Consider the following 24569-nt stretch of genomic DNA (forward strand, 5'->3'; position numbering starts at 1 on the left):
GCTATATAGCAATACATTCGATACATTCTAGAATGAGATATACGTTCAACTATTCTATCCGATATATAACTCATATTAAGGTTTTATTAGGCGGTCAGCATTCGCCTAAATGATGACGCCTGATTCGGAGCGTCTGTCCGACCTAGTATCGCGGCGGAAATTCCTCGTGTCCTCTGGTGCTGCTGGGGCGCTCACTCTCGCTGGCTGTACTTCGAATAGTGACGGTGGAGGCGGTGGAAATAGCGATGGGTCCGACGGCAGTTCCGGGGATGGAAACGACGGCGGCTCTGGGGACGGGAACGATGGCGGCTCCGGGGACGGGAACGATGGTGGCTCCGAAAGTCTCTCCGGAGACATTCGGATCTCCGGGAGTAGTACGGTGTACCCGGTTGCTCAGGAGGTCACCCGGCAGTTCGCCGAGCAGAACCCTGACGTGAGCTTCAATCTCACCCGAGACGGCAGCGGGGGCGGGTTTAACAACGTGTTCATTCCCGGCGACAGCGACATGAACAACGCGAGCCGACCGATCGGAGAGGACGAGCTCCAGCAGTGCCGCGATAACGGCATCGAGCCGGTCGAGTTCTTCCTCGCGCAGGACGCGCTCACCGTCGTTGTCAACAACGAGGCCGACTTCATCGACTCGATCTCGCTGGAGGACCTCGCGACGATCTGGTCGCCGGACACCGCGCCCGAGACGTGGGCGGACGTCAACTCCGACTGGCCCGACGAGCCGTTCGACCTCTACGGGCCGGCGAGCACGTCGGGGACGTACGACTACTTCATCGAGGCGGTCATCGGCGAGACTGAGGCGGACCAAGAGATTCGCGAGGACTTCGAGGGGACAGAGGAGGACGACCTGATCGCGCAGGGCGTCGCCGGTAACCAGTACGCGCTCGGTTACCTCCCGTTCGCGTACTACACGAACAACCCGGACTCGGTCAAGGCGCTCAGCCTCAGCGAGGGCGGCAGCGACCCGGTCGAGCCGAGCCTCGAAGGCGCACAGAGCGGGAACTACCCGCTAGCCCGGCCGCTGTTCACCTACGGCCACATGGGTAAGATCCAAGAGAAGAATCACCTCCAGGAGTTCATCGAGTACTACATCAACGAGGCTGACGAGGACTACATCGCTGAAGACATTGGCTACGTCCCGGCCAGCGAACAGATGGTCGAGGACAACCTGACTGCCCTCGAAGAGGCGATCGCCGGCGAGTACGAGTACAGCGCGTAGAGTCCGAACAGGAACGCCGAGTACACACCTTACATTTTATAATACACATGAGCAATGAACAGGGGGGCGAGGCCGGATCGCTCCAACGGAGCGGGTTCGTCGTTCGCAAAGAACGGCTCTACGGCCGCCTGATCGCAGCGTGCGCCGCCCTGACGATACTCGTAACCGTCGGGATCATCTTGGCGCTGTCGGGACGAGCGCTCTCGTTCTGGTCTCAGATCTCGCCGCTCACGTTCTTTACCGGAACAAGTTGGAGTCCGGTCATCGCGAACAACTATGGCGTACTCCCACTGATAAGTGGGACCCTCATCGTCACGATCTTTTCGGCGATCATCGCGTTGCCGATCGGCTTGGCAGCGGCGATCTACCTCAGCGAGTACGCGAGCGATACGGCGCGGTCGATACTGAAACCCGCCTTAGAGATCCTCGCTGGCGTGCCGACCGTTATCTACGGTTACATGGCGCTCGTGTACGTCACGCCGATGATCGATGCGTTTCTTCCGTTCTCCGCGCAGATTATTCCGCCGGGCGTTCCGGTCCTCTCGGAGTTCACGTTCGTTATGCCGTCCCTCGGAACGTTCAACGCGCTGTCGGCGAGCATCGTCGTCGGGATCATGATCATCCCGATGGTCTCGTCGATCAGCGAGGACGCGCTGAGCGCGGTTCCGGACAGCCTCAGAGAGGCCGGGTACGGGCTCGGGTCGACGAAGTTCGACGTCTCGACGAAGATCGTCGTCCCGTCGGCGACCTCCGGTATCGTCGCCTCGTACGTGCTCGCCATCTCGAGGGCCATCGGCGAGACGATGGCCGTCACGATGGCGATGGGCATGAGCCCGCAGATGCCGTACTTCCCGAACGTCCTCCGTAACCTCGCGGAATCAAGCCAGACCATCACGGCGGCGATGGTCCAAATCGCCGGCGCCGACTCGTACGGGAGCGGCCCCACCTACGAGGCGATGTTCGCGCTCGGATTAACGCTGTTCGCGATCACGCTGACGATGAATGTCCTCGCCGAACTGGTCAGACGGCGGTTCCGGGAGGAGTACTAATATGCCAACCGAAGACACCATCAGCGACCAACTCGGGCAAAGCACGCAACTCCGACTCCAGCAGCTGAAAGGACAGCTCTTCGAGGTCGCTCTCGTCGCGGCGACGCTCGTCGGAATCGTCTCGCTGCTCGTGCTGTTCGCGCAGATATCGAACGACGCGTTCCGGCCGGCGACCGCGTCGTCCGCATGGTTCCTCGCCTACTTCGGGACCCTCGTGGCGCCGACCGCGGCGTTCACGCTGTACGCCCGTCGAAGGCCGGCGGTGCGGACGGCGAACGCGAAGGCGTTCGCGGCAGTGTACGGCGGGCTCCTCCTGAGCCTCGTCACGTACGCCGTCGTCGATTCGCTCAGTCCCTACGACGTGTTCATTTACCTCCTCTTCGTGTCGCTTCCCCCGGTGCTCGTCCTGGCGTACGATCGGACGACGGACGACCGGACGTACACCGGACCGCTCATCCCCGTGTCAATCCTCGTCGGTATCGGCGTCGCGGCGTTGGTAGACGGCCCGATCAGCGAGCCGCTCGGGATTGCCGCGGAGTGGATCATGTACTTCGGTCTCGTCACGGTCCCGGCGGCGCTCCTTGTCGCCTGGCTGACTGCGTCCCGTCGCGGTCGTCGCACCGGCGCCACTGCCGGAGGAGTCGTTGCCGCGGGCGGTCTCGCCGTCGCCGTGGCGTCTATCGCGACCGGGGCCAACACTTCGCTGCTGGTCGTTCTCTTCTCGGCGTTCGTTGTTCCCACGGGCTACGTCATCGCGCGGTCTGTCCGAACGAATCCGGAGGGCCGTGTCGGTCTCGCGGGCCCGTTCGTCCTTATCGGGGGCACGTTGATCGGCGCCGCAATCGTGGAGCGGCTCGAGATCGAGAACCCGGATACGTTTCTCACGCCGACGCTCCTCCTGGAGTCGTGGGACGGGCTGAACGCGAGCAACGCCGGCGTCTATCCGCAGATCGTCGGATCGATCATCATCGTCGGGTTCATGGCGGTTCTCGCGTTCCCGGTCGGGATCGGCGCGGCGATATACTTAGAGGAGTACGCCCCGGACACCGGGCTTCGCGGGCGACTTGCGACGCTCTTAGAGGTGAACATCTCGAATCTCGCCGGCGTCCCCTCGGTCGTGTACGGACTGTTGGGGCTCGCGCTGTTCCGGCGGACGCTCGGGTTCGGAACCGGCATCGTCATCTCTGCGTCGGGGACGCTCGGGCTGCTTATCCTCCCGATCGTCATCGTCTCGACCCAAGAGGCGCTGCGGTCCGTTCCCGACGACCTCCGACAGGGATCGTACGGGATGGGCGCGAGCCGGTGGCAGACGCTGAGGGAGGTCGTCTTACCCGAGGCGATTCCCGGGACCCTCACCGGGACCATCCTCGCGCTGGCGCGGGCGATCGGCGAGACCGCGCCGCTCGTCATCATCGCGATCGCCACGACGACGTATAGCCCGCCCAGCGGGCTGTTCTCCAGCGGGACGGCGCTCCCGCTACAGATCTTCGCCGCGTCGGCGAACGCGAAGCCTGAGTTCCGCCACGGGGTCGTCCCGGCCGCGGCCGTGGTGCTGCTTATCCTGATGTTACTGATGAATGCGACAGCGATCATCATCCGAAACAAGTACGCACGTGAGAACTAACACATGAGCGAATCAGACACTTCCCCGAAGATCCAGACGACGATCGAAACCGGCGACGAAACGCCGCGAGATGTCCCCCTCGGTACCAGAGACACGGTCATCGAATCGCGTAACTTGGACGTCTACTACGGCGACGAACAGGCGTTGGAATCCGTTTCGATGGAGATACACAAGCACGACGTGACCGCGCTGATCGGGCCTTCTGGTTGTGGAAAGTCGACGTTCCTTCGGTGTCTCAACCGGATGAACGACATGATCGATGTCTGCCGGGTAGAAGGCGACGTGGAGTTCGGCGGCAAGAACGTGTACAACGAGGATGTTGACCCGGTCGCGTTGCGTCGGAAGATCGGGATGGTGTTCCAGAAGCCGAATCCGTTCCCGAAGTCCATCCGAGAGAACGTGGCGTACGGCCTGAAGATTCAGGGATACGACGGCGACGTCAACGAGCGTGTCGAGGAGTCGCTGAAGGCCGCGGCGCTGTGGGACGAGGTGAAAGACCAGCTCGACTCCTCGGGGCTCGACCTCTCTGGCGGTCAACAACAGCGGCTCTGTATTGCACGGTCCATCGCGCCGGACCCAGAAGTTATTCTCATGGACGAGCCGACATCGGCGCTCGACCCCGTCGCGGCCTCAAAGATTGAGGACCTCATCGACGACCTCGCCGAGGAGTACACGGTGATCATCGTCACGCACAACATGCAGCAGGCGGCCCGCATTTCCGACCGGACCGCGGTGTTCCTTACCGGCGGACAGCTCGTCGAGTACGACGACACCACCAAGATCTTCGAGGATCCCGAGGAACAGCGCGTCGAAGACTACATCACGGGGAAGTTCGGGTAATAGTATGCCACGTCGAGAGTACCAGGAGTCCCTCGAAGACCTCCGGATGGACGTCCAAGAGATGGGAGAGCTGGTACTGTCCCGGTTCGATCGGAGTCTGTACGCCTTCGAACATGCAGACACTGATGTCGCTAGAGCCGTGATCGACGGCGACGAGGAAGTCAACCAGCGCTATCTCGATCTCGAATCGGAGTGTATCGACCTGTTCGCTCTCCAGCAACCGGTTGCGAGCGACCTTCGGTTTATCGCGGCCTCGTTCAAGATCCTCACCGACCTCGAACGAACCGGTGATCTGGCGGCAAATCTGGGGCGCTATACGGTGGCTGCTGACCACCAGTATGACACAGATATCGATGTGTCCGATATCGGTGCGGATGCCCACACGCTGGTCACAGATGCGGTCGAAGCGTACGTCACGGAGGATGCGGCAGCCTGCTATGAAATTGTCGAACGTGACGACGAAATAGACACGCTCTGTCACAGTGCGAGCGAACGTGTCGTTCGCGACCTCATCGAGCGACAGGCGCCCGGCGGGGAGGGGACCCCTTGGGACGTCGAACAGGTGATGGACGACGTATCACGGTTATTGCTCACGATTCGAGATCTCGAACGAATCGCCGACCACGGCGTCAATATCGCCGCTAGAACTCTCTATCTCGTCGACAGTAATCCCGAACTGATCTACTGACCATGGAAACGAGAAAAATTCAAAAAGTTGGTGGTGGGACATACACTGTTTCTATTCCCGTTCAATGGGCGAACAACCACGATATCGAAGCGGGCAATACTGCCTATCTCTACACACATCATGACGGTTCTCTTGTCGTCCGCTGGAACGAGAAGGAACATAGTGAACTTGCGACGACCGACATCGCACTCGACGACACTACCCCAGAAGTTGCCAAGCGCATGTTACTTGCCGCGTACTCGGCAGGTTTTAAGCAGATACGCCTCCGAAATTCGGAGGAATTCACCGCCGAACAGCGGCGAGCGATCAACACCTGTGCTCGCGGTCTCACGGGTGTTGAGATCTCCGAAGAATCGACTCACTGTGTAACCGTACAGGGAATGTTGGATGCCAGCGACGTCTCGATCCGTCAATCCACTATTCAGCTAAAACATATCGCACTGTCGATGTATGAGGCCGCAATGGATTTCTTTGCAGGGGAGACGACTGAATCAGAACACATCATCACTCGGGATGACGAAGCCGATCGTATCTTCCGGCTAATCACACGCCATTTTAATCGATCGCTTCTAGATCTAACAGAACTTGACCAGCTCGGAATCACTCGGCCACAGCTATTCGAGTACTACGGCACGGCACGCCAATTTGAACGAATAGCGGATCATGCGGCCAAGATCGCGCGGTGCGTCCAACGGACCGAGTATATCATCTCCGAGGAGTTAGTGACCGAATCGAGAGCGATCGGTGAGAATGCTCGTCAGGTCGTCGAAGACGCTTCTGGTGCGGTAATAAACGGAGGGACGACAGGGATGGCACACTCAGCGCTCGAGGACTGTGAGCACGTCGTCCAAGCAGCGAGGAACTTGGATCGTACATTACTTGACCATACTCTAGAAGAGGCCTACGTTTTGACCCGTGTGCTTGATAGTATAATTCGTACTGCGGAGTATGGCGGGAATGTTGCTGAAATAGCCCTACGGATATCGCTCCGGGACGAGTGAAGTACATCTGAGAAGAGATCTCTAGCATTCATTTCGTAACCTTCTCCGGATACTGTATGAGTACGTTTAACTGTTTATTTCATACTGAGACTTCTTGAATGCGCTCTTTGTGTGAATCCTACCAGCTTGGGATTACCATCCGGAACAAACTCAAAGAAACCGATCTCGTTACCGCGCTCGAAAACCTCAATCACTCGATAGACACGATCGAAGACGGGTATCCAGCGTGGCATCCTGCGCCACTCTCCTTTCGCGCGATGGTGCTTTCGTTCGTGTTCATGGAAATAACGGGTGACTCATACGCCAACTTCACTCGACGACTCACCCGACAACCGGAAGTGGCGACCATCCTCGGGTTTAGTCGAGTGCCCGATGAATCAGCGTTCTCGCGGGCGTGGCGGAACCGGTTCGACGATACAGTCCATGAATATGTCCACGCTGCCGCCCATTTTGTTGTCAAAGAAATCCACGATCGCGACATCTCAGCGTCGGAGGTTCGGCCAAAGGCAGAGATCGTGAGGATACTGAGGAAGCCGCAGACTCCGTGGAAGACAAATCCTTCTCACAGGAAAAGATCATTCAGACGACGCGTCTCGCACGTGATCACGCCTATGGACACTTCGACTCTGGTCGGGCGTCCAACGCCTCGTACGAGGACACACAATTTTTCGAGTTACAGACGTTCATGGGGATGGTTCACTGTGGCACCGCGCAGGGAGCACCTCGCTTCCAATATCGTCGTGGTGAAGAGTACGGTCCCCACGGTGATACTCATCTCCGCGCAGTCAAACAGTTCGATCCCGAAGAGCTCGTAAGCGGATTTAACGAGACGACGGATCGCTTACTCTCCGTGATCGCCTCTAAAGCATCGTTCCGGCGTCCAGTCACGGCCGCGATCGATATCACAACTATTCCCTATTACGGAGAGGTCGAAGGAATGCCGATGGTCAGCGGGACCAAGGATAGAGACGGTCGAGCGTTCAAATTTGCGACACTCTCGATCATCGGACAGAATATCCCACTCGTTCTTGCCGTGGAACCAGTGCGAGAGAGTTCTGAGTGGGATGAGAACTCGTCGAATCAGATTCATCGCACTGTGCGGCGACTGGTTCGACGAGCGAAAGAACACGTTCCGATCGAGACAGTGCTGTGTGATCGAGAGTTCGATTCGATACAAGTGCTCCAGACGCTCTCAAACCTCGATGTGAACTACCTCATTCCGAAGCGAGTCTCCAGCTCCGAACAGGATGTACTCGAACAAATGGAGAAAGACGACCAAGAGGTGGCTGTTGAGTCGGCTTCTGTCCATGTGGAATCTGGATCGCATCCAATGCGGCTCCTGTACGTGCCGTCGACGAGTGGAGAGGGAACGGCCGTCTTCGCGACGAATCTACGAGTCGGTCCCGAGGAAGCAGAAGCGTTCTGTAAACGGTATAGTCGCCGGTGGCAAATCGAGAGCGAGTACAAATCGATCAAGGGCGACTTTCTCGCGAAGACCTCCTCGAAAGACTACCGTGTTCGTCTGTTCTACTTCGTGTTTGCGGTCCTCTTGTACAATATCTGGCGGCTCACCGATTTCCTGCTGAAAGCAGGTGTCGACGGAGAGATGGACTACGCACCAGTGTTGACTGCGGGTGAGTGTGTTGAGCTTGTTGCCTCGGCGTTGATCCCGCACGACTAATCGGCTGAGCTCTCGCTGGGTCCGCCGCTCAAGAGTGCCAACCGTATTCAGCAGCGCCAAAATTCACGCAATTTCGTACGCTAGTCCGGTAGTTCGAGAGTAAGGATTCAAAATCGATCTCCGACCGCTGAGAATCACCACGACTTGATGCTAATTCGACCTGAAACTGGCCTATCCTCCGAAACTGTGGCAACTCCCACAATCTCGGAGGATAGATTTGATGCGTGCCTTCGTTTCGTTATTAAAACATACTATTATTTATGTTTTTTGAGTCCTCCTATATATTATAATATCGACAGGATGTACTGCATAGGCGTGGATATCATCGATCGACACGATATTTACTACAGAGTGTGTCTGAGTAGGAGAGAGCAACAACAACATAAACACGACCTGCGTACCGAGGTATAAGCGATTGATACTCTACCACTTGACCACTTTGGGAAACAAAGGGTGTACCATCATCTCTATTTATACCGATCTGATATCAGACAGACAGACGGACTCACCGATACTGTGATATGACTGGCAACTGTGACTTGTGTGGTCGTGTGATTCAATCTTCCACATTCGAGACTGTTAGTGAGCGGTCATTCTGTTCAAGTGGGTGCCAAGATGTGTACACGACGCTTGGAGCTCCCGATTCCCTCGATACCACCCAGACAACTGAGAACGGGATCGACCAAGAGGAAGACGCGGTTCCTACTGATCAGCATCGTTCTCGGACGTTTCTCCGGATCGACGGCATGTACTCCGCGACGTGTGAGGCGTATCTTGAATCTCTCGCCGAGAAACAAGAGGGAGTGACCAGTGCCGAGGCGAGTTACGTCACGGAGACGATCCGAGTTGAACACGATCCAGACACTGCTTCGAAGGAATCGTTGCGCGAGGCGTTGAGCACTCTGGGGTACACGGCGTATCTCCGTGAGGATGCCTCATCAGACGTGGGAGAGGCCGGTGGCACGACACGTCGATCACGGGAGATGGGTGGGATTCGAAAGCGCCGAGACGACCAGCTCTTGGGGATGCGATACTCCGTTGGGTTCCTCTTCGGTGCGTTTCTGTTGGTCCCATATGTTGCGATCCTCTATCCAGCGCAGCTCGCGTCGATTTTCGACTGGCAAGTGCTCGAAATATTTGAGGGCGCATTTCGGTTAGACAGCCAAGGGGCATTCGTATTCCTCCGACTGTATTTCGTGATGACTGGTATCATTCTCGTCTTTACCGGTCTGCCAGTGTTGCGTGGCGCGTATATCAGTCTCAAAATGCGACGCCCGAACACCGATCTGTTGGTCGCGCTCACCGCCATCAGCGCGTACGCGTACAGTACGGCTGCCGTTATCCTCGGGCAAAACGACATTTTCTATGATCTCGCGATCATCGTCACGGCCGCGGTTACCGCGATGGTATTCTACGAATCGTCAATCAAACAGCGGGCACTTGATCGTCTCACTGAGCTCACCATATCACAGGTCAAGAGTGCACGAACGTACGACTCGGACGGAGAGACTGAGGAAGTTCGCGTGGAGAATCTCAATACAGGGGATGTCGTGCTCGTTCGACAGGGCGAACGTGTTCCAATAGACGGTGAACTGGTTGAAGACAGCTGTACCGTCGACGAAGCGATCGTGACAGGTGAATCGCTTCCGGTGCTCAAACGCGCCGGAGACGACGTGATCGGGGGGTCGATCGTGACGGACGGTGCAGCGTTGGTCCGTGTCGGCCCAGACGTAACGAGTAGTATCGACCGGATAACGACCGCCGTCTGGGACCTACAGAGCGCGACTCACGGCGTCCAACGCCACGCCGACCAACTCGCGTCGTACGCCGTCTTCCTCGTCGTCGGAGCCGCTGTCGCGGTTGGCAGCGTCGGTGTACTCGCATTTGGGATGGGCCTGCCAGATGCCCTCCTCCTCGTGCTGTTGATCATCCTTGCCGGCTCGCCGTGGGCCCTCGGACTTGCGACGCCCTTGTCGGTCGCGAAGAGCCTCTCCAGTGCGCTCCGGCGCGGGATCATCATCTTCGACGAAACAGTCTTCGAACGGCTCCGCGACGTCGATATCGTCGTCTTCGATAAGACGGGGACACTCACAACTGGGGAGATGGAGGTGATCGAAGCGGACGCGCCCCCCGAGCTGCTCGACGCTGTCGCCGCACTCGAACAACGGGCGTCACACCCCGCCGCGAACGCTATCACGACGGCGTTCGCCGGGAGTGACGATGGCGACGCCGCAGCGGCTCAGCCGGACCCGGAAGATGACGCGGTCGGAACGGAAGGCGTCGGTCAGATACGCGAGTTCACGAACCATCGGTCGGGTATCGAAGGCGTGATCGGCGACACGTCGTACCTCGTCGGGAACCTCGATCTATTCGCAGAACAGGGGTGGACCGTTAGCGACGACATCCGGTCTCGGGTCGCCGACGCTCAGGGATTCGGACAGCTTCCGGTCGTCGTCGGTCGTGACGGGACGGCAGAGGGACTGATCGTCGTCGGGGACGAGCCGCGAGAGGGCTGGGACGACACCGTCTCTCGGCTCGGGGAACGAGGCACGGAGATCGTCGTCCTGACCGGCGACGACGAGGAGGCGACAGACTTCTTCAAGCGACACGACGCCGTGATGCACGTCTTTGCGACGGTTCCGCCGGAGGGGAAGACGGCGACGATCCGGCGGCTCAAATCTGATGGGCAGGTTGCGATGGTCGGTGACGGTACCAACGACGCGCCGGCGCTCGCCGCCGCCGACCTCGGCATCTCGCTGGGCGGCGGGACGGCGTTGGCCGCCGACGCCGCCGATGTTGCGATTGTCGACGACGACATCCGCTCCGTCGAAACCGCGTTCGACCTTGCGGGAGCGGCCCGCCGTCGCGTGAAACAGAACAATCTCCTCGCGTTCTCCTACAACGGTATCGCACTCGTGGCGTTGGCCGTCGGGTTCTTCAATCCGCTGACGGCAGCGACTGCGGTTATTGCCAGCGGTGGGTTGCTCGCCGTAAACACTCGGCGGAAGCTACTCAGGTAAGGGATACGGCCTCCAAACGATCGCGGATCCGAGCCTACCGATACGGTGTAAAGAGTAGCTATCTATCATTTGAGCACCGTCGATCCGATCGTTGAGGTCGCCACCCGGATCCGCATCGCTTCTGTTTCTAAAGGACTAATCCTGTCCAGACACTACTACCTCCATGGAATTCGATTTCCTGCGTTCGGTAGTTCCACTCGCCGTGATCGTCGCCGTCGCAACGGTCGCGCTAACCGCTGTGATGACACCCTCGACCGTCTTTATGATGGTTCTTCCCTCGATGATCGCGTTCTCGGTGGTCGCGTACTTCCTCGGGATGAAACATGGCGAATTCCGCGTTAGTCCGTAACGGTTCTGTCCGGTACCGCCCCCAAAGTCACAGTGTCAGTCCGTCTGAAGCGTTCTAATTCGGGTTACTACGTCTGGGGGTCCGCGCTTCGTGTTCAACAAGTCTCGATGAACGATCAGCAGCCGTGGATCGACGTGGCCGGGATGTTTACTCGGTGACTCCCGCACTGAGATCAGACGCGTCCTGCCGGACGGGCGTCGGGGAGTCGATCGAATACACGAGCGTTCCGGTGAACAGTGCGATGCTCCCTAACAGGAATATCGAACTGAGCGGCGACGCCGAATCGACGAAGATCCAGTATATCGGCGCCGCGATCGTCGGGCCGGCCGCGATGACAGCGACTTGGGAGACGAGGGGGCCACAACACCCACACGTACACGCACCGACGACCGTCGCCGTCCCGGCCGTGCTCTGTGTCGCTCCCGCCTGCTGATCGAGACGCCACGAGTGAGCGACGGCGGCCGCGTTCAACCCCACGAGGACGCCGAGAAGTCCGAGCACGATGACTACACCGGGAGAGATCGCGATGAAAAACGGAACGTCGGGGAGCAGGATCTCGAGGGTGGGCCATCGCACGATCTGATACAGTACGTTCAGGACCGCCACGGTCGTCTCTTGCGGAGCGCCCTCCTCACTAAAGAAGGATAGGTATCCCGTCGTCGCCATAAAGAAGAGGCTCACCATGGCTCCGACGCTGAATCCGAACCGACGCGCCACCGGATCCCGAAGGATCGTCGACAGTGCCGTGCCAACGTCGTTCCAGAGAATGTAGCCGACGAGTAGTGGTGTCGCGAGGACGATCCCGTACCCGATCGGGTTGGTGTAGCCGCTGAATCCGGGCAGTAGATACGGGTACAGTATCCAGCCACCGAGCAGCATGCCGAGAGCCATGTACCGGGGACGTGTCGTCCATCGCACGAGTCCGGTGACGAAACTCGCGACCACGACTAGCAGGCCGGTTCCGATCGCGAGCGGCTGATACCACGACCGCGGGAACGGCATCGAGTCCGCCTGATACGTCGGATCCGGGGCCAGGCCTTCGAAGATGATCGCGCCGGCGATAGCAACACCGATGCCGACCGCAATTCCGTATAGAGCGGTTCTCGGCGAGAACCGCCCCCTTCGCTTGAGGAGGATGAGCGTACCGACTACGAGAGCACCGATACCAGCGATCGCCAACCCGTGCGATTGTGAGAGTCCCGACGATTCAGCGCCACCGTGGGCCGAAACTGTCGGGATCAGAGAAAGGAGACTGATCCCGACAGCAACCAAGACGAGTAGGCGGAGCGACCTTCGTCGAGGTTTCGGTCTGTCAGCACCAGCGCCCCCTTTTCCGCCTTTCTGGGTCATTGCGAGGGGTTAGTGACTCACACACAATTATCTGTCTCTCTCGTTCCCCCCGAGACGGACCTCGTGACTGCCCTCAGAGTCTGTATATGCGTGGAACCGTCCTGTAGAGTTCTTCGGGACGGTTCAGAAGTCCGTGTCAGATCGCGTCAGTTCGGTTCGTAGCCGGCGTACTCCATGAGCTGACTGAAGATGTCCGAGTCCATGACGGAGCGGTACACCACGCCGGTAAGCATGCCGCCGGGGTAGAACGACCCGTTCATCACGTGGTTGACCTTGTGGCAGTGCATGAGGTAGATCCCGGGGTCCGCGTCGGCCGTGAACTCGATCGTGTGCCGTTCCGCGGGGGCGATGTTCGTGACGTCGATGTCGTGTCTGGCGGCTTCCGGAACGACCCCGCCGTCCTTTTCGACGCGCTGGAAGCGATGGTTGTGGATATGCATCGGGTGCGACATGTACCCACCGTTGACGAGGTGTACGCGGACCAAATCGCCTTGATCGACGATGATCGGCGACCCCTGTTCGGGGTGGAGCGTCCGGGGCGCGCTCTTCCCGTTAACGGTGAAGACGTCCGGCGTCCGCGAGGTCGTGTCGTACGTGAAGTTCCCCTCGCCGCCCCACTTCTTCGGGATCCGCGAGTCCCAGTCTTTGATCGTCATGAAGTACTCCCGGTCCGCCGGCTCGTAGCCCTCGGGATCGACCCGGAAGATCCCGTACATCCCCATATCGATGTGGCGGTGGGTCTGGAGGTGACAGTGATACAGGTGCGTCCCCGGAACGTTCGCCGGGATCTCGTAGGTGTGCTTCTCGCCCGCGGGGACTTTGATCCCGGTCGACGTCGGGACGCCGTCGTTCTTCCACGACTTGGTGACGCCGTGGAAGTGGATCGTGTGCGGCCGGCGCCCGTTCGTGTTGTCGAGCGTCACCTCCATGTCGTTCCCCTCGGTCGTCCGGAGGATCGGACCCGGGACGCTCGGGTCGTGGTCGTCGGCCTGCCACGCCCAGACGCGGGGGAACTCGACCGGCCCGCCCATCGAATCGAGCGGGTGGACGGCGTGTCGCGCCGGCTGCGTCCCCATCGTCACTGACCCGCCCTGTTCGTCGACGTTGACGACTGTCGGAGGGCTGGTGTAGGGGAGATCTGACGAAGATGTCTGTGCCTCGTTCGGAGTGTTCGTGGCCGCCGTCGGCGCGTTAATCGTCTTCGACGAACAACCCGCCAACGCCGATACGCCCGTCACGCCGGTCGCAGCAAGAAATTCTCGCCGGGACAGTCCGGTTCCGGGGGCACCGAAAGGTGTCGTCATGGTTCATTCGACACATTGGGCTGTCGCGACAAACGAGGACTGCAGAATCCCTGTTTTTGAGAAGGCAAGCGAATATGTTCGGCAACAGTCGGACGGGCTTCACAAGCAAACTAAGGGTTTGCTGTCGAAAGAACTGAGATCTGAGACCCACAGATAGCAAACAGTTACATTCCACCTGTTGCCGTCAGATACGCGCTCGTGAATTGAATCGCATTGTACGCACCGTGAATCAGAGCCGGAACAACGAGGTTATCGGTGTACTCGTAGGTCGCACCGAGTACCAGAGCTAGAACGAATGCGATACCGACGTACACGAGCTTCCCTTCTCCACTCAACGAGAAGAGATGGATCGATGCGAAGAGGGCGCTCGCAAGAACGATTGCACGGGTTGGATGTAGCGTTTCTCGGAGTGTCCCCTGAACCAGTCCTCGGTATAACAGCTCTTCGCCCGGACCGACTAGCAGAAACGATAGAGGAATGAGAATTAGAAAAGCTGTCGGATTTTGCTGACCAACTGTTACTACTTGGTTTTCTGCTGATTCCAGTCCGAGCGAGGAGATAACGCGTGATGCGACAATGAGTAATCCGAGGAGTGTACCTACCCCCCCGATGGTTACAGCAACATCTCGCCTGTCCGGAATCGAAAGCGAAACGAATTCGAAGTCGAGATCTCGGAATCTGAGATAGAGGATTGAGAGCCCTCCGAATGTCACCCCCTGTAACAAGATCGTGCTCATTACGAGGCGCAACGATGGACGAGCGGTTACATCGACCCCGAATGCGCCCAGCAGTGCGGCAACGATGGTGACAATTACCGACCCAATAACCGTTGAGCCGTACGTGAGCCCAACTGCACTCCCGACAGACTGAATCCGTGTCGTTATCTCTGTCATTTGAAAATCAGTGGTTGTGACTCGTGTTGTCGGCAGTCTCCGGGTCCCTCTCCATCTCACCCACTAGTTCGACGGTTGCGTGATCGATTCCATGGTCGGAAAGAAGCTGATGGACGCGAGAGCGGATCGCCTGATGTTGGTCTAGTGATGTGGGCTCATACTGAAGACGCACTGTCGCTACGGTCAACTGACTACATACTTGCCAGACGTGTATGTCGTCGACGTCTTCAACGCCATCGACAGCTGTCAGTTCATTTCGAAGTTTATCCGGTGAGATAGGGCTCCGTTCTAAGAGGATTGAGGTGCTTCCGCGGAGTACCTTTCCTGCCGAAACGAGCACTAACACGCCGATGAGGATGGCAGCCACCGGGTCGGCGACAGGTAAATCGAACGTGACGACGGCGAGTGTCGAAATGATCACCGCGACTGATCCACCGGCATCGCCGAGAAGGTGATAGAATGCGCCGCGCTCGTTGAGGCTCATCTCGCCCCCTTGTACGATATAGACCGATCCCAAGTTGACAAGCAAGCCGCCGACGGCGATGATCAGCGTCATTGTCGGATCGATCTCAACCGGGTCCAGGAACCGTTGATACGATTCCCACAGGATGTACCCGACCATCGGAACGAGCAGTATCCCGTTGAGAAACGCAGCAACCGGCTCCAGTCGATGGAGTCCGTACGACCACTCAGCACCGCCTTCGAATCGTTCCGCGGTGTAGCTCGCGCCGAACGCCATTGCGTACGCAAGCATGTCGAATAGCATGTGGAGCGCATCGCTGATGAGAGCGACCGAACCGAAGAGGAGCCCACCAGCCAATTCGGCGAGGAAGCCAAGGAAATTGACGACCGCTACGAGGGCAAGTCGGCGCGTACTGCTGCCTGTTTCGGTTGTTAGTTCATATTCTTCCGTCTCTTCGTGAGCATGCCCGTGTTGACTCATACGTTTTGATCTGATAAATTCGTAATGTCCGGTATTACGACTCTCAAGCGTCAGTTGTTCTCTGTCTCCGGTTCGACGCGAGAGAGTCGCATTGCGTTCCCGGTCACGGCCATCGTCATCCCCGCGTCGCCGGCGAGGACGGCGAGCCAGATGGGGACGTACCCGAACGGAACCGCGAGAGCAAGTCCGGCTTTGACACCGAGGCTGGCCCAGATATTCTGCCGGATGACGCCGTTTGCGTCGTTCGCGAGCTCGTAGAGATACGGGAGCTTTGCGAGGTCGTCACCCATCAGCGCGATGTCGGCCGTCTCCAACGCGGTGTCCGTCCCGGCCGCGCCCATTGCAATACCCACCGTTGCCGTCGCGAGCGCTGGAGCGTCGTTGATGCCATCACCGACCATCGCGACGCCCTCGTGTTCCTCGATGAGCTCCTCGACGGCAGCCACTTTCTCGTCTGGGAGCAGTTCTGCCCGGTACTCGTCGACTCCGACTTGATCAGCGATCGCGCGAGCAGTTCGCTCGTTGTCGCCGGTCAGCATGACCGTCCGTGAGACGCCGAGATCTCTGAGTCGAGCGATCGTTCGCGCTGCTTCGGGGCGGATCTCGTCGGCCACGGCGACGATACCTTCAAGTTCGTCTTCAGTGCCGACGAGGACGACCGTCTTCCCTTCCGACTGAAGCTTCGGAACCGTCTCTTCGAGCAGATCGAGGCAGTTGTTCCGATCACAGATCTTCCGGGCAGTCTGCCTGACGACACCCCCGTCGGTCGTCGCATGGACGTGTGAGAGATCGAAACCTAACTCCTCGAACAGCCCCGGCTTCCCGGCGAAGTGCGGCGTGCCGCCGAGATCGGCACGCACTCCCTTTCCGGTGATGCTTTCGAAGTCATCGATATCGCGCTCGTCGACCCCCATACTGCCGGCTTCAGCGACGATTGCCTCGCCGATGGGATGTTCGCTCCGCTGTTCGAGCCCACGCGCACACCGGAGGACATCTTCTTCGGAATTTTCATTCAGTGGAACGACGTCGGTGACGGTGAGCTCCCCTTTCGTGAGCGTCCCTGTCTTGTCGAACGCGACGGCGTCGACGCTCCCCATCGCTTCGAGGTGGTTGCCGCCCTTGATCAGGACCCCGTTCTTAGCAGCGCTCGTGATCCCCGACACCACGGAGACGGGCGTCGAGATGACGAACGCACACGGGCAGGCGAGTACGAGGAGCGTCAGCCCGTAGACGACGGCCGTCGGCCACGTGGTTCCGAGGACGTACGGGCTCCCCACTGTCGTCAGGATGGCGAAGGCAACGACGACCGGCGTGTAGTACGCCGAGAAGCGCTCTACGAACTGCTCGCGCTCGGTCTTGTTCGACTGAGCGTCTTCCACCATCTCCACGATACGCGAGAGCGTGTTATCGCCGGCTTCGGAGGTAACCTCCACCTCGAGATACCCCTCTTCGTTGATCGTACCGGCGTACACCTCGTCTCCCATCGCCTTGTCGACGGGCACGCTTTCGCCCGTGATGGGCGCCTGATTGACTGCGCTTTCACCGTCGACGACGGTCCCGTCGAGTGGGATCTTCTCGCCCGGCTTCACGACGACGACGTCACCGACAGCGACCTCGTCGACTGGAACCGTCTCCGTACTACTGTCTCGCTTGACGGTCGCTTCATCTGGCGAGAGGTCCATCAACTCCCGGAGCGAGTTCCGGGCGCGATCCATTGAGTACCGCTCCAGCAGCTCGGCGATGCTAAACAGGAACGCGAGGGTGGCGGCCTCGAAGTAAAGCGCTTCACCGAAGGCGAGGCTCGCGATCAACGCCCCGAGGATAGCCACCGACATCAAAAAGTCGATATCGAGGTTCAAATTCCGCGACGAGTAGTATCCGTTGCGAAGGATCTCTTGACCCCCGAAGGCGACGGCGACAAGGAACAGTCCGTCGGCAACGAACAGCTCCGTGCCGAGAAGGCTCGCAATCTGTACGTTCTGCCCAGTGAGGAAGAATTCAAGGAGCAAACCGAGAGCGACGAACCCACCGCTGATCCACGTCTTGAGTGCCCGCGGACTCACCCAGATGCTCTCGCGTTCCTCGGTCGCATTCTGACCTTCGGACTCGTCGCTCGAACTGTCTGTAACCTCGTATCCAGCACGTTCGATAGCACTGATTATCTCAGCTTCTTCGGTCTCCGAAGAATCGTACGTGACAACGACGGTTCCGGTCGTTGGCTGGGTCTCATATGCTGTGACTCCAGCCTTATCGAGTGACTTTTCGATCTTCCCCGCACACGAGGGGCAGTCCATCTCGGGCACCGTGAATTTCGTCGTTATTTCGTCGACGTCCTCGACCGTGTATCCCGCTTTTTCGACCCGATCAGCTATCTCGGTAGCACTGGTTTGCTCGCGGTCGTATGAGACTGTCAACGTTCCCGTCGTCACTTGCGGGTCGAGACTGTTGATCCCGTCCAGTTTTTCGACGCTGTTCTCAACTTTCCCTGCACACGAGGGACAGTCCATCTCCGGAACCGAGAACTGTGCAACATCCCCTTGTCCGTGTGGTGGGGGGGTGTCATCGACACCCTTTGCATACTGAGCGGACTCGTGACGATGCTGAGATCCCTCTTCGTGCGTGTGGGTTCGGTTCGGTGGTTCGCCACGTTTGTCGTGGGAATCGTCGTCAGGTGAGGTCATTACTCACCGCTTGCCGCTACAGATTTATTAACTCTACTGCGATATCTGGCCCATATTATGTTAAATATTAATAAGTATTGTGAGTTGAGTTATTAATACTCCTGTCAGATCATCTCACTAGGACTGTCCCGACCATTCCAGAACTTTCATGCGGAATACAACAGTACCCGTACGTTCCGGGTTGATCGAACGTGTGCTCGTAGTTCTCTCCCGGGGCGATGAGTCCCTCAGTAACCCGGTTTCTCGCAGCACGCTCTGACTCGAAGCCACCACTTGCGAAGTACACGGCCTCGGCAGGAATTTCGTCTTCATACGCTGTGACCGTGTGCTGGATGTCGCTCTCGTTCGTCCACGTCACTGTCCCTCCGGTTTCGATCGTCGCAGTCTTCGGCTCGAACGTGTGATCGTCGGGCATCGTGACGGTCAGGGTCGACGGTGACTGTCCGTTCAAACATCCGGCGGTGCTGAGCGTCGCCAAGGCGGCAGTACTGAGTCGCAATACCGTCCGTCGATTGTAGAATTTGAGTGCCATTGGAACAGAGATGGATAGTACCTCTCAGAGCGCCACGAAGAGGTCGGTCACGTACATCACTCCGAGGCCGAGCAGGAACGCAAGCAGGTTCGTGGCGCTGGCCACGCGACCGCCTGCATCCCGAACCATTCCCGCGATCTCCCAGTTGACCTGTAAAATTGCGCCAACCCCGATCGCGAGGAAGAAGGCTCCGATCGTCGGCGAGTACGCGAGACTACCGATCCACCCGCCGAGGATGACGGGGGCACCGGCGATGACGCCGAGCGCAGCGAAGTGCTTGAACGACGGACGCTCTCCGCGGGCGACCGGTGCAACGACGGCCGGGCCTTCCGTCACGTTGTGGAGCATGAACCCGATCACGAGGAACGCGCCGAGCGACACACGCCCGAGTGCGAACGAACTCCCGATCGCCAGCCCTTCCGCGAGGTTGTGTAGGCCGATTCCGATCGCAACCAGATATGCGATCCAGAGACCGCTACTCGCCCGACTGTCACCGGCGGCAACACGGCCCTTGCGCCACGCGCTGATTGCCTGAACGAGAGTGAGCGCGCCGAGGATCCCGAAGACGATCAAAAGGTTGCCCTCGTACGCGCCCGGAACTCGTTGAGCGAGTTCGAACGCCTCGAACCCGGCGTCGAACGCCAAGAAACCGAGGACGCCGGCCGCGAACAAGAGCACGGCGTGCAGCCACCGATCGCTCATCGTCTTGATGTAGGGGAACCACAGCATCCCTAATGCGACTGGGATCACACCGACGAACAGCCCGATGACTGCAAGCGTCCAGAGCAGACTGAGGCTGAATCCGGGTGCCTGACTCGGAGCGACGATCGTATTCTCGAATGTCGCCCCGTCAGAGAGTACGAGGGCGACGTTGAGATCCCATCCCGGATTCCAGTGATACGGGATCACGATCTGTGCGCTTTCCATCGGAGCGAGCGTTTGGTCGCCACCAGCTCCTTCGACCTGAAAATTCCAGTAGGCCTCATCGACGAGGACCTGTGCTATCGTCACGGAATCGGGCCCGTTGTTCGTTACGTGTAACACGACCGTTTCGTCGCTCGGAAGCGTCGTGTGCGTGATCGTCACGTCGGGAAGCGGTTCACCACTCTGGCTCTGAATACTCGCGAGTGGTGACGTGAACGCGAACACACCCAAGACGAGCACGAGCAACACGATCGGGAGTATCGCGCTGACCCATCTCGGTAGTCCGAGGGGCTGTGTGACCTCGTTTTCAGTAGATACACCACCGTCTGGCGTCGGTTTTTGTGTCTCATCCGCCATGTTAGACCACCTCAAAGAAGCTCATCCAGCCGAGTTCGGCGAACTCGGATTGGTGGGCGTGGAACATGTACAGCCCGGGTTCGTGATCCGAGTAGTCGAGCTCGATGATACCGCGTTGCGCCTGCGTCTGCATGATCGTGTCTACGGTCTTGCGCGTCGGTGTCAGCGTAGTCCCGTGGTCATAGTAATCGAAGAACTGCGAGTGCGTGTGGAACGAGTTGATGAGGTCGAACTCAGTCGCATTGGAGAGATACACGCGTTGCCGTTCGTTCTTGTCGATCTGGATGGGACGCTTCGTCTCGCCCGCCGTCCAGTTGCCGGTGCCGTCGGTACTACCGACCCCGTATGCGAACGCCCGTGTGTTCGCCGCGTAGACCTCGTTCCCGCCGTCGAAGTTAGTGTCGAACGAGTTCATCACCATGACCATCTCGTTGACGGCGTCGTTTTCGGCGTACTCGTGGTTCCGGCTCTTCGCCTCTTCGACGAACCGCGTCCGCATGTCGTCGGTAATCGGGCCGGGGTAATTGACGTAGTCGCGTGGATTCTCCCTGACGCGTTCGGGGTCCGGATCGACGATGATCGTGCCGTAGAGTCCGCGGTGGATGTGTTCTTTCAGCGGGAGCGAGTGGCAATGATAGAAGTGCGTACCGGCGGGTTGGGCAATCCATTCGTAGGTGAATGATTCTCCCGTTTCGAGGACACCAGGCCCGTTTTGGGGGATTCCGTCCATTCGCGGGTTAAGGTTCTTCAGATGCGGATGGATCGTGTGAGCGTGCCGTCCTAGGTTCGTGAATTTAACGCGAATTAGGTCGCCCTCAACGGCACGGATCGTGGGGCCCGGCACCTGACCGTTGAATGCCCACGCTTGGAACTCGACGCCCGGAGCGATGGTGATCGTTGTGTCGACGGCGTTGAATTCGAACTCCCGTACGGTTCGACCATCCTCCTCGTAGACTTGCTGCGGAACGTTATCCTGCCCGCTGTCTCCGGTATTGAACGCGGTGAGGAACTCGTGCGGATCGAAATCCAAATCTTGGTATTCGCCCACCGAACCGAAGTTACCGTGTGTATCATCGCCCTCGTGGCCGGGTGACGCACTTGCACGTGAACTCCCGAGTCCAACGGCGGCACTTCCCGCGACACCAAGACTGCCGAGTACCGTGCGACGACTGACGCTCGTTTCACCAGTGAGTGATTCAACCAAACGCTGTTCGAGTCGTTTGGTGACATCTGCCGCACTCTCGTAATTTATCGAGGGCATGATCTCCTCGACGGGTTGACTCTTCGGATACCCATATGTGATAGTGGATGGGCCCAATATATAAATTAGACCCATCTAAACTTCGAGTAGGTCTAATCTAAAAATAGACTAGCGGACTTCCGAGCTTCTCAGTGAGAACTCTGTGTGAGAGATTGGGTGGATATGGAACATGCGACTTCTTCGGGTAGCGCAACCGGACCATCTCCGCTATCAGGGTCAAGTGTGACCATTCCAAATGGCGCAATCTCAACAACATCTACGACAGTTCCGGGGAGAATCCCGTGTTTGGACAGGTACCGGAGGAGATCTGGATCTGTGTCCGGAACCCGTACGATCTGAACGCTGTCACCCACTTGATGATCAGCAAGACGTTCACCATCCTTTGCTCCCGAGACATCCAGATTCGCGGTGGGAATTGGGTCGCCATGCGGATCAACCGCTGGTTGTCCTAGCTGCTCTGCAATCCGGTCGGCAAACTTACTGCTGATGTGGTGTTCGAGACGATCTGCTTCGTCGTGTACCTCTGCCCAATCATACTCGAGGTGGTCCGTCAGATATCGTTCTAACAGTCGGTGATGGCGAATGATTTCGAGAGCAATAGGAACTCCAGTATCAGTGAGCTCAACTCCCCTGTAGGGTTCGTACAGCACGAAATCACGCTCTGATAACTTTTTCATCATACTGGTAACCGTCGGTTGCTCTACATCCATATACTCAGCGAGTACCGAGGTTCGTACCCGGTCGTCCGCTTCGTTCTGGAGATAATAGATCGCTTTGAGATAGTCTTCCATGATCGCACTCAGCATTGTGAAATAATTAGATAAGGCTAAATTTATAATTTACTGCGCCTGTCTTACTTGGAGTGATAATTATCGATTGTGTCCAGCCAGCAACCACAGCTAAATTTGAACTATCATCAAAAATGACTCACTCTGTTGAATTTATATTACTTAAATTTCACCTCCAGTGAAATCGTCAAGCAGGCCACGGTATGTCGTGTTCTTCCGAACTTTGAGACACAACAGACCAACGTGTTGCGGGAGTGTATAGTGGTGTTTGGAGAGCTTCGAGGAGTATCGAAAGACTGCTCGTCGGGCCAGATGGATAGCTTTCGCAGTAGATCGGAGAATCTGCGACTTCGGGAGAGCCTTCATTTCGTGAAATCACAGGACAAACATATAAATCTAAGAGGATTTCAACAGAGCCAATTCCGTTGTTCTGGCTCTCTTTGTGCTTTACGCGGGTGCTCTTCTCCGGTAACACTGTGAGGTATTGACCACAATCAAGCCAGCATATATCACTTGGATAGAATTTCAATCTAGCTGTTAATTCGTGTTCTACTCAACGTTTCCACTCAAAGAGTTGATTTTGTAACCTTCCTCAGTATATTGTATGAGCACCCCTGACGATTCACCTTCTAGTGAAAAATTTTGAATGCACTCTGTGCGAAGCGTACCAGCTAGGGATCACCATCCGTAACGAGTTCAAAGAAACCGATCTCGTCACTGCGTTCGAGAACCTTGATCACTCGATAGACGCGATCAAAGACGAGTATCCAGCGTGGCATCCTGCGCCACTCTCCTTTCGAGCAATGGTCCTCTCGTTCGTTTTCATGGAGATCACCGGAGATTCGTACGCCGAGTTTTCTCGACGACTCACCCGGCAACCGGAAGTCGCCACTATTCTCGGCTTCACCCGAGTACCTGACGAATCGGCCTTCTCACGAGCGTGGCGAAATAGATTCGACGACGAGACCCACGAATATGTCCACGCTGCTGCCCACTTTGTTATCAAAGAAGTTCACGATCGCGATATCTCAGCGTCTGAGGTTCGCCCCAAGAAAGAGATCGTCGAAGGTACTGAAGAAAACATAGACTCAGTCGAAGACGAATCATTCTCACAGAACGCAATCGTCCAGACAACGCGCCTCGCGCGTGATCACGCCTTCGGTCATTTCGACTCTGATCGGGCGTCAAACACTACCTACGAAGACACGCAATTTTTCGAGTTACAGACGTTCATGGGGATGGTTCGGTGCGGAACCGCGCAAGGAGCGACTCGCTTTCAGTACCGTCGTGGTGAAGAGTATGGACCCCACGGCGACACCCACCTCCGCGCTGTCAAACAGTTCGATCCTGAAGGCCTCGTGAGCGGATTTAACGAGACGACGGATCGCTTACTCTCCGTGATCGCCTCTGAAGCATCGTTCCGGCGTCCAGTCACGGCCGCGATCGATATCACAACTATTCCCTACTACGGAGAGGTCGAAGGAATGCCGATGGTCAGCGGGACGAAGGATAGAGACGGTCGAGCGTTCAAATTCGCAACCCTCTCGATCATCGGGCAGAACATTCCGCTCGTTCTCGCCGTAGAACCGGTCCGAGAGAGCTCTGAGTGGGATGAGAACTCGTCGAATCAGATTCATCGCACTGTGCGGCGACTGGTTCGACAAGCGAAAGAACACGTTCCGATTGAGACAGTGCTGTGTGATCGGGAGTTCGATTCGATACGCGTGTTTCAGACGCTCTCAAACCTCGATGTGAACTACCTCATTCCGAAGCGAGTCTCCAGCTCTGAACGGGATGTACTCGAACAAATGGAGGAAGACGACCAAGAGGTGGCCGTTGAGTCAGCTTCTGTCCATGTGGAATCTGGATCGCATCCAATGCGGCTCCTGTACGTACCGTCGACGAGTGGTGAGGGGACGGCCGTCTTCGCGACGAATCTCCGAGTCGGTCCGGAGGAAGCCGAGTCGTTCTGTCAGCGCTACAGCCGCCGGTGGCAGATCGAGAGTGAGTACAAATCGATCAAAGGTGACTTTCTCGCCAAGACCTCCTCGAAAGA

General features: G+C 57.8%; 18 protein-coding genes and 2 pseudogenes. 10 read left to right on the top strand and 10 right to left on the bottom strand.

The features are described 5' to 3' along the window. Positions 1-112: 112 nt before the first annotated feature. The 9 genes and pseudogenes from ACT4MF_RS15110 (at position 113) to ACT4MF_RS15150 (ending at position 11480) form a co-directional block, all read left to right on the top strand. Positions 113-1228 (top strand): PstS family phosphate ABC transporter substrate-binding protein, encoded by a 1116-nt coding sequence (locus tag ACT4MF_RS15110; RefSeq protein ID WP_512053305.1) that lies wholly within the window; start codon positions 113-115, stop codon positions 1226-1228. A 47-nt stretch (positions 1229-1275) separates the two neighbouring features. Further along, positions 1276-2277, top strand: a complete 1002-nt coding sequence (gene pstC / locus ACT4MF_RS15115) for a phosphate ABC transporter permease subunit PstC (RefSeq protein ID WP_444683233.1) — start codon at positions 1276-1278, stop codon at positions 2275-2277. 1 nt (position 2278) lies between these two features. After that, positions 2279-3901, top strand: a complete 1623-nt coding sequence (gene pstA / locus ACT4MF_RS15120) for a phosphate ABC transporter permease PstA (RefSeq protein WP_444683232.1) — start codon at positions 2279-2281, stop codon at positions 3899-3901. Positions 3902-3904: 3 nt separating this feature from the next. After that, on the top strand, positions 3905-4741 hold the full coding sequence (pstB, locus tag ACT4MF_RS15125; protein WP_444683231.1) for a phosphate ABC transporter ATP-binding protein PstB: 837 nt from the start codon (positions 3905-3907) through the stop codon (positions 4739-4741). Between the two features lie 4 nt (positions 4742-4745). Continuing rightward, a complete protein-coding gene (gene phoU / locus ACT4MF_RS15130; protein WP_444683230.1) occupies positions 4746-5429 on the top strand; it encodes a phosphate signaling complex protein PhoU in 684 nt (227 codons plus the stop codon). A gap of 2 nt (positions 5430-5431) precedes the next feature. Continuing rightward, entirely contained in the window at positions 5432-6430 is a 999-nt protein-coding gene (locus tag ACT4MF_RS15135; RefSeq protein WP_444683229.1) for a PhoU domain-containing protein, read from the top strand. Between the two features lie 98 nt (positions 6431-6528). Continuing rightward, positions 6529-8111: pseudogene (locus ACT4MF_RS15140) on the top strand (transposase). Positions 8112-8632: 521 nt separating this feature from the next. Next, positions 8633-11131 carry a heavy metal translocating P-type ATPase gene (locus ACT4MF_RS15145; protein ID WP_444683228.1) on the top strand — a complete coding sequence of 833 codons (2499 nt, stop codon included), beginning with the start codon at positions 8633-8635 and terminating at the stop codon, positions 11129-11131. 163 nt (positions 11132-11294) lie between these two features. Continuing rightward, positions 11295-11480 carry a DUF7333 family protein gene (locus ACT4MF_RS15150; RefSeq protein ID WP_371191862.1) on the top strand — a complete coding sequence of 62 codons (186 nt, stop codon included), beginning with the start codon at positions 11295-11297 and terminating at the stop codon, positions 11478-11480. A 147-nt stretch (positions 11481-11627) separates the two neighbouring features. Here ACT4MF_RS15150 and ACT4MF_RS15155 read toward each other — a convergent pair whose 3' ends face one another. The 10 genes and pseudogenes from ACT4MF_RS15155 to ACT4MF_RS15200 all read right to left on the bottom strand — a co-directional run. Then, positions 11628-12830: a hypothetical protein gene (locus tag ACT4MF_RS15155; RefSeq protein WP_512053306.1), complete on the bottom strand. Its 1203-nt coding sequence runs from the start codon at positions 12828-12830 to the stop codon at positions 11628-11630. 146 nt (positions 12831-12976) lie between these two features. After that, complete coding sequence (locus ACT4MF_RS15160) at positions 12977-14134, bottom strand: multicopper oxidase domain-containing protein (RefSeq protein ID WP_095638022.1); 1158 nt, start codon at positions 14132-14134, stop codon at positions 12977-12979. A 164-nt stretch (positions 14135-14298) separates the two neighbouring features. After that, on the bottom strand, positions 14299-14871 hold the full coding sequence (locus ACT4MF_RS15165) for a CPBP family intramembrane glutamic endopeptidase (RefSeq protein WP_371191865.1): 573 nt from the start codon (positions 14869-14871) through the stop codon (positions 14299-14301). Between the two features lie 163 nt (positions 14872-15034). Then, positions 15035-15970 carry a cation diffusion facilitator family transporter gene (locus tag ACT4MF_RS15170; protein WP_137277098.1) on the bottom strand — a complete coding sequence of 312 codons (936 nt, stop codon included), beginning with the start codon at positions 15968-15970 and terminating at the stop codon, positions 15035-15037. 50 nt (positions 15971-16020) lie between these two features. After that, the gene (locus ACT4MF_RS15175; protein WP_444683226.1) at positions 16021-18651 is read right to left on the bottom strand and encodes a heavy metal translocating P-type ATPase; all 2631 of its coding nucleotides are present in this window, start codon (positions 18649-18651) and stop codon (positions 16021-16023) included. 109 nt (positions 18652-18760) lie between these two features. Next, complete coding sequence (locus tag ACT4MF_RS15180; protein ID WP_371191816.1) at positions 18761-19066, bottom strand: cupredoxin domain-containing protein; 306 nt, start codon at positions 19064-19066, stop codon at positions 18761-18763. A gap of 141 nt (positions 19067-19207) precedes the next feature. Beyond that, positions 19208-20464 carry a ZIP family metal transporter gene (locus tag ACT4MF_RS15185; RefSeq protein WP_371191817.1) on the bottom strand — a complete coding sequence of 419 codons (1257 nt, stop codon included), beginning with the start codon at positions 20462-20464 and terminating at the stop codon, positions 19208-19210. Position 20465: 1 nt separating this feature from the next. Continuing rightward, positions 20466-21725 (bottom strand): multicopper oxidase domain-containing protein, encoded by a 1260-nt coding sequence (locus ACT4MF_RS15190; RefSeq protein WP_426963383.1) that lies wholly within the window; start codon positions 21723-21725, stop codon positions 20466-20468. A 128-nt stretch (positions 21726-21853) separates the two neighbouring features. Beyond that, the gene (locus tag ACT4MF_RS15195) at positions 21854-22531 is read right to left on the bottom strand and encodes a metal-dependent transcriptional regulator (protein WP_095638282.1); all 678 of its coding nucleotides are present in this window, start codon (positions 22529-22531) and stop codon (positions 21854-21856) included. 165 nt (positions 22532-22696) lie between these two features. After that, a pseudogene (locus tag ACT4MF_RS15200) lies at positions 22697-22879 on the bottom strand (IS5/IS1182 family transposase); the annotation flags it as partial. Between the two features lie 437 nt (positions 22880-23316). Between ACT4MF_RS15200 and ACT4MF_RS15205 the strand changes: the two are divergent. Next, positions 23317-24569 (top strand): transposase (locus ACT4MF_RS15205; protein ID WP_512053307.1); only part of this gene is annotated, 1253 nt, incomplete at its 3' end.

The organism is Halorubrum sp. FL23 (genome assembly GCF_052439115.2).
Classification (GTDB): Archaea; Halobacteriota; Halobacteria; order Halobacteriales; family Haloferacaceae; genus Halorubrum; species Halorubrum persicum.

Coding starts and splice junctions, on each gene's coding strand:
- ACT4MF_RS15150 (WP_371191862.1), top strand. CDS start 11,295: ATGGAATTCGATTTCCTGCGTTCGGTAGTTCCACTCGCCGTGATCGTC.
- ACT4MF_RS15180 (WP_371191816.1), bottom strand. CDS start 19,066: ATGCCCGACGATCACACGTTCGAGCCGAAGACTGCGACGATCGAAACC.
- pstC (WP_444683233.1), top strand. CDS start 1,276: ATGAGCAATGAACAGGGGGGCGAGGCCGGATCGCTCCAACGGAGCGGG.
- ACT4MF_RS15195 (WP_095638282.1), bottom strand. CDS start 22,531: ATGCTGAGTGCGATCATGGAAGACTATCTCAAAGCGATCTATTATCTC.
- ACT4MF_RS15160 (WP_095638022.1), bottom strand. CDS start 14,134: ATGACGACACCTTTCGGTGCCCCCGGAACCGGACTGTCCCGGCGAGAA.
- ACT4MF_RS15135 (WP_444683229.1), top strand. CDS start 5,432: ATGGAAACGAGAAAAATTCAAAAAGTTGGTGGTGGGACATACACTGTT.
- ACT4MF_RS15190 (WP_426963383.1), bottom strand. CDS start 21,725: ATGCCCTCGATAAATTACGAGAGTGCGGCAGATGTCACCAAACGACTC.
- ACT4MF_RS15110 (WP_512053305.1), top strand. CDS start 113: ATGACGCCTGATTCGGAGCGTCTGTCCGACCTAGTATCGCGGCGGAAA.
- ACT4MF_RS15170 (WP_137277098.1), bottom strand. CDS start 15,970: ATGAGTCAACACGGGCATGCTCACGAAGAGACGGAAGAATATGAACTA.
- ACT4MF_RS15155 (WP_512053306.1), bottom strand. CDS start 12,830: ATGACCCAGAAAGGCGGAAAAGGGGGCGCTGGTGCTGACAGACCGAAA.
- ACT4MF_RS15145 (WP_444683228.1), top strand. CDS start 8,633: ATGACTGGCAACTGTGACTTGTGTGGTCGTGTGATTCAATCTTCCACA.
- pstB (WP_444683231.1), top strand. CDS start 3,905: ATGAGCGAATCAGACACTTCCCCGAAGATCCAGACGACGATCGAAACC.
- phoU (WP_444683230.1), top strand. CDS start 4,746: ATGCCACGTCGAGAGTACCAGGAGTCCCTCGAAGACCTCCGGATGGAC.
- pstA (WP_444683232.1), top strand. CDS start 2,279: ATGCCAACCGAAGACACCATCAGCGACCAACTCGGGCAAAGCACGCAA.
- ACT4MF_RS15185 (WP_371191817.1), bottom strand. CDS start 20,464: ATGGCGGATGAGACACAAAAACCGACGCCAGACGGTGGTGTATCTACT.
- ACT4MF_RS15175 (WP_444683226.1), bottom strand. CDS start 18,651: ATGACCTCACCTGACGACGATTCCCACGACAAACGTGGCGAACCACCG.
- ACT4MF_RS15165 (WP_371191865.1), bottom strand. CDS start 14,871: ATGAGCACGATCTTGTTACAGGGGGTGACATTCGGAGGGCTCTCAATC.